Annotated in this window: 4 protein-coding genes; all 4 read right to left on the reverse strand. The window is 33.4% G+C overall.

Annotated elements, in window-relative coordinates; genetic code table 11:
- Positions 1-24: 24 nt before the first annotated feature.
- The 4 genes from ACKI67_RS07835 to ACKI67_RS07850 all read right to left on the reverse strand — a co-directional run bounded on the left by ACKI67_RS07835 (position 25) and on the right by ACKI67_RS07850 (position 4,770).
- Positions 25-384, reverse strand: a complete 360-nt coding sequence (locus ACKI67_RS07835; RefSeq protein ID WP_407462936.1) for a 6-pyruvoyl trahydropterin synthase family protein — start codon at positions 382-384, stop codon at positions 25-27.
- A 73-nt stretch (positions 385-457) separates the two neighbouring features.
- Positions 458-1,093: a 7-cyano-7-deazaguanine synthase QueC gene (gene queC / locus ACKI67_RS07840; protein WP_407462937.1), complete on the reverse strand. Its 636-nt coding sequence runs from the start codon at positions 1,091-1,093 to the stop codon at positions 458-460.
- A gap of 194 nt (positions 1,094-1,287) precedes the next feature.
- Positions 1,288-2,121, reverse strand: coding sequence for a methanogenesis marker 8 protein (locus ACKI67_RS07845; protein WP_407462938.1), 834 nt, complete (start codon positions 2,119-2,121; stop codon positions 1,288-1,290).
- 438 nt (positions 2,122-2,559) lie between these two features.
- On the reverse strand, positions 2,560-4,770 hold the full coding sequence (locus ACKI67_RS07850; protein WP_407462939.1) for a CDC48 family AAA ATPase: 2,211 nt from the start codon (positions 4,768-4,770) through the stop codon (positions 2,560-2,562).
- Positions 4,771-5,314: the final 544 nt, after the last annotated feature.

Raw genomic sequence — 5,314 nt, forward strand, 5'->3', positions numbered from 1 at the left:
CAATATTTAGTTATTTGAACCTGTTTATTCCATAGGTTCGTAAGTTACACCGGTTTCAGGAGTTTCATAAACTCCAACACTTACCAAACATTCAATTTTAGGTTTTAACCCATCATAGAAGAATTTGCTCATTTCTTCCATGGTAGGATCTTCTGAGTCCATAAATTCATTTAAATTCAAATGGTCAACACCAATGAACTCATTGAAAATAGCTTCAATGTCATAGGTGTCCATAATCATATTCCTATAATCCAAGTCCTTATATGGTGCCTTTAAGGTTAAGATAACCCTATATTGGTGTCCATGCCATTGGGTGCATTTTCCACCTTGATTCTTTAATTTGTGACAACCATAAATTCTATGTTCTGATACTAATGTTAACATAAATATACTCTCCATAACTTATAAAAATTTCCAATCAGTTTAATTTTTTAATTCAATGATAATATAAATTTAATTATTCCATCCCTAATTCTTTTTTAGCTTCTTCAATAGCTTTTATCCTTGATTTGCAACTGAAGCATTCACCACATGGAGTTCCATCATTGTTTACATAACAGCTCCAAGTCTTTTCTATTGGCACTCCCAATTTCAAAGCAAGCTTTACTACATCCTTTTTATCTGTGTCGATAAATGGAGCGCAAACAGGAATGTATTCATAATTATTTACTTTATTCAATTCATTAATCTGCTTTAGGAATTCTGGAGTGGTGTCCGGATAATCACCGACATCAGCCTTGATTGCCCCATAATAAACCTCTTCCTTATTGTTGCTTATTGCAAATGCAGTTGCAAGTTCAAGCAAGATTGTATTTCTGCTTGGAACAACAGTGCTTCTTGGCTCTTCGACATCATCATTATCCTGATCAGTCAAACTGCTTGAAAGCAAATCTACAATATTCTGTATATCAAATACAAAATGAGGAACATCATTCATTTTACAGATTTCAGCTGCCCTTTCAATTTCAATAGATGCCTTCTGACCATAATTGAAACTGAGTGCAGTTACCTTATTCCCTTCATTCAATAATTTATACAATAAAGTAGAGGAGTCCAATCCTCCAGATAATATTAAAACTACATCTTTTGACATTTAAATCTCCATAAATAAAATCAATAAATATATAATATAATATTTATGTTTTACAATACATTTAAAATTAATTATTAAATCAATTAAATTAATTGAAAAATAGTTAAAAAATTAGAAAAATGAAAATTAAAAATTAAAAATAGAATAAAAATTTAAGAAAAAGAAGAATATTAATTATTTTTAAATAGGGATTCCTAAATTAATGGTTCAGGACTTCTTGAATTTCCTGTTTTCTTTTTAGGTCCTCCAATCTTATCCAATCTCAATTTAACAAATTCTTTTCCTTTTTCGCTTGCTGCAAAAATTGGAATAGAAGTTCCAACAGAGCATAAGGCTCTTTCTGCACCAACTTCTCTAATAGGTTTGGAAGCGCATCCAGTAACCACATCATAAAAGTCAAAGACGAGCTCAGCCTCTTCTCTGGATAATCCGGTTGAATGAACTCCAAAGAGATAAACATTTACATCATCGTATTCCTTTTCCAATTCCCTAAGAATCACTCCATCTTCAGGATTACAAAGGGTAACTGCTATATTTTTATATCCGTTTTCAATAGCTAATCTAAATCCTTCCACTTGATCTATAGAAGCATTTTCCTCATCAAGAACATGATTTGGAAGGAACTGTTCAATAAGTTCTGGTATTGGGCTAGTTTCAACAAGTCCTGAAACCCTTCCACCAACTCCTTGAGCCAATTCGCTTTCAGTAACAAGTACAGTTCCACAGCCCTCACAGACCATTACTACACAGTCAATGATATTTTCATCAAGCAAAGTGGATAATATTTCAGAGATTCCAAATGATAAGAAGTCCTTAAGTCTTAATACCCTATCTTTGGTACACATTCCAAAGTCATCTATTCTGAACTCTATGTTTTTCTTGATTTCTTCTTCAGTTAATTTTTCAATTCCTCTATGCTTATGAAACAAAGGACAGTATTCAATCTTAGATTCTTCTACATCCACGACTTTTCCATCTTGAACTGTTATTCTAGCTTTTCCTAAAGCTTCAATTACATGCTTATCCATAATAATCCCCAATCCAAATTAATTAACAATTGTTAAGATTATGACTTTATACTTAATTTATTTCTTATTTAATAAATATGTTTTCAATGAATAAAAAGTTTAAGAAAATGAGGAAAAAGAAAATCAGTTGAGATATAATAGAAAAGATCTTGAAATGAGTGTTGATAAAAAATTAGAAAAAAGAAAAATAAACAGAGGATAATGAATTAAAGATAGATAAAAGGTATGAAAAATCTATTCTTTAATTCATTACGCACATTATAGGTGTTTTTAGTGTTTTTATAGGTTATTAATATATGATATATTAAAAATGTACTTAGATTTTATAGTGTGTTTTATGTTTTGTTGTTTTTGATTTGTGTTTTATGTGTGATTTATTATGATTTGAGCGATTAAATATGATTTAAGGAGGAAAAAAGTGATGAAGGATTAATCCAATTAGAAGTATTGGATCAATTCTTCTTCATCACTAACTGTTTTTGGCTTAACTTTTTCCATAGCTTCGTCGAAGAATTTTGCTGAAACTTCGCTTGCTTCTATGTTATCTCTTAAAGCGAGCATTGCAGCTTCACGGCATACAGCTTCAATGTCAGCTCCAACATATCCTTCTGTGTTTTTAGCCAATTTCTTAAGTTTGACATCTTTTGCAAGAGGCATGTCTTTAGTGTGTACTTTGAATATTGCAAGTCTTGCATCTTCATTTGGAGTGTCGACCTTAATGTGTCTGTCAAATCTTCCAGGTCTCATGAGACCAGGATCGATAATGTCCGGTCTGTTGGTAGCTGCAATGATTGCAACATCTTCCAATTCTTCAAGACCATCCATTTCAGTCAGCAATTGATTTACAACACGTTTGGTTACTCCAGAATCTCCAAACTCTCCACCTCTGTTACTTGCAATTGAATCGATTTCATCAAAGAAGATTACAGTAGGAGCGGTTTGTCTTGCTTTTCTAAAGACTTCCCTTACACCTTTCTCAGACTCACCAACCCATTTGGACAAGAGTTCAGGTCCTTTGATTGCGATGAAGTTAGCTTCACTTTCGTTTGCTACAGCCTTTGCAAGCATGGTCTTACCGGTACCTGGAATACCATACAATAAGGTACCTTTAGGTGGCCTTACACCGAAATCCTTGAACTTGTCTGGGTATTTGAGAGGCCATTCTACAGCTTCCTTCAATTCCTGTTTAGCTTCTTCCAATCCACCTACATCGTCCCAGGTAACATTTGGAACTTGTACAAGAACTTCCCTAAGTGCAGATGGTTGGATTTCCCTAAGTGCAGACTTGAAGTCATCCTTGGTTACTACAAGTTTTTCCAATACTTCAGGAGGGATCTCATCGTCAGCACCTAAATCAGGAATGATTCTTCTCACAACTCTCATAGCTGCTTCCTTAGCCAATGCTTCAAGGTCTGCACCTACAAATCCATGAGTGGTATCTGCCAAATCATTCAAATCCACATCTTCTGCAAGAGGCATTCCCCTTGTGTGGATTTCCATGATCTCTTTACGTTCGTCCTTATCAGGTACACCGATTTCAATTTCACGGTCAAACCTACCAGGTCTTCTAAGTGCACCGTCAAGGGAATCAGGCCTGTTTGTTGCACCGATTACAACAACTTGACCTCTTGAATTAAGACCATCCATCAAGGTCAATAACTGTGCAACAGTTCTTCTTTCCACTTCACCTTGAGTTTCTTCACGTTTAGGTGCAATAGCATCCAATTCATCAATGAATATAATGGACGGAGCATTTTCTTCAGCTTCTTCAAAGAATTCCCTTAGGTTTTCTTCAGATCCACCAACATATTTGCTCATGATTTCAGGACCATTGATTACAATGAAGTGAGCATCACTTTCGTTAGCTACAGCCTTTGCAAGCAAGGTCTTACCAGTACCTGGAGGTCCATGCATCAATACTCCTTTTGGAGGAGCTATTCCTAACTTTTCAAATAATTCAGGTTTCTTAAGAGGAATTTCAATCATTTCCCTGACTTTCTTGACTTCCTCTTTCAAACCTCCAATATCATCGTAACTGATTCCTACAAGGTTAGATACACCTTCCAAATCAGAGACATCAACAGGTTCATCAGCGACTTCAACCTTGGTGTTAGGACCTACTTTAACTACTCCTCCAGGGCTGGTGTTTACAACAGCCAACTTGATTTGACTCATTGCACCGATTCCTGGAACATTCATGATATCATCAAATATATCATCAAAGAATCCTCCACCGACAGGTCTTCTTTGTGGAGCTTTGACTCTAGTATTTACCAAGTCGCCTTTAACCATAACTTGGTTTCTAAAGGCGCTGTTTAAATCCCCGCTAATCCTGATTCTTGCATCAATAGGAGCTAAAAGAATCTTTTTAGCCTCTTTTGCTTCAGCTCTTTTAATGGTAACTTCCTGTCCTATTGAAGCACCGGAATTCTTACGGGTAGTACCATCTATCCTAATGATAGATTCCATATCAGATTGAGAAGCAACTGCAATGGCTGCAGTAGTTTTAGATCCAATAATTTCGATTAAATCTCCATCTTTAAGGCCAAGTTTAAACATAGATTCCATATCTAGTTTAGCTATATTTTTTCCTACATCATTTTGAGATAAAGTTTCTGCAACTTTAATTTTAAGTTCTCCATCAGCCATGATTTTCAACTCCTCTTAGTTTTTTGTGAATAATTAATAATGAATAATGAATATGACGGTCACATTAAATGTCACCGAGTTACAATAATAAAAGATCATTAATAATCATTGATGGCACAGAAATATCAATTTACATTAGAATTAATTTTAATTATTTAATCAATGCTTGAATTTAATCAATAATCCAAATAAATGGATTGGTCAAATACAAACAAATGAAATTCGAAGTTTCAACAAATACATTAAAATTAAACTAAAGATTTAAAGACCATCAATTTATTTAAATAACCAAATAAATACAAATTAATCATCAATAAATAATTAAAGGAATTAATTCTATTTAAATTCAAATAATCCATTTAATCAATCGTTTTAACCAAATGAATTTGATTTTTCGGACCAAATAAAGAATTAAAAGAATTTATTAAAAATTTATCAACAATTATTAATGTAAATCTTTTAGTTAGTTTTTGTAACTAAATAATACTTGCACTTCATCATATATAAAGGTTTCGATTTTATTAACAAAAAGTTATTTTAATCT

Source organism: Methanobrevibacter sp. (assembly GCF_045577275.1).
Classification (GTDB): domain Archaea; phylum Methanobacteriota; class Methanobacteria; order Methanobacteriales; family Methanobacteriaceae; genus Methanobrevibacter.

Coding starts and splice junctions, on each gene's coding strand:
- ACKI67_RS07845 (WP_407462938.1), bottom strand. CDS start 2,121: ATGGATAAGCATGTAATTGAAGCTTTAGGAAAAGCTAGAATAACAGTT.
- queC (WP_407462937.1), bottom strand. CDS start 1,093: ATGTCAAAAGATGTAGTTTTAATATTATCTGGAGGATTGGACTCCTCT.
- ACKI67_RS07850 (WP_407462939.1), bottom strand. CDS start 4,770: ATGGCTGATGGAGAACTTAAAATTAAAGTTGCAGAAACTTTATCTCAA.
- ACKI67_RS07835 (WP_407462936.1), bottom strand. CDS start 384: ATGTTAACATTAGTATCAGAACATAGAATTTATGGTTGTCACAAATTA.